The following is a 281-nucleotide window of genomic DNA, read 5'->3' as shown; positions in this document are numbered from 1 at the left end:
GTAGTAGTCGTCGTGCGCCCCGAAGCTGATCGTGTGCGCGGGACCAACCGGGCGCCAAGTGACCTTGGCGTCGAGCGTGTACCAGCCCGTACCGTCGAGGACTGCCACGCGGCCGGGCGCGGCAAAGCTGGTTCCCGACGACGACGCGGTGACTGGTGTACGCTGCTTGTCGGTGTCGAACGAGTACTGCGTGCCGACGATCTCGAAGTCCCAGTTCTTCCGCATATCGCTGCGGATCGAAAGGCTCTGCGCGTGGTGGTCCTGCGCGAGATCGTAGAAAC

At 64.4% G+C, this 281-nt stretch carries 1 protein-coding gene; it reads right to left on the bottom strand.

Translation table 11 applies throughout. The annotated features are described in order from the left end of the window. On the bottom strand, positions 1-281 hold a 281-nt coding region (locus FVA95_RS31260), incomplete at both ends, for a hypothetical protein (protein ID WP_205016063.1).

Source organism: Pseudonocardia sp. EV170527-09, from assembly GCF_008369905.1.
In the GTDB taxonomy this organism is placed as follows: Bacteria; Actinomycetota; Actinomycetes; order Mycobacteriales; family Pseudonocardiaceae; genus Pseudonocardia.
This window is presented reverse-complemented; position numbering and strand designations above follow the sequence as displayed.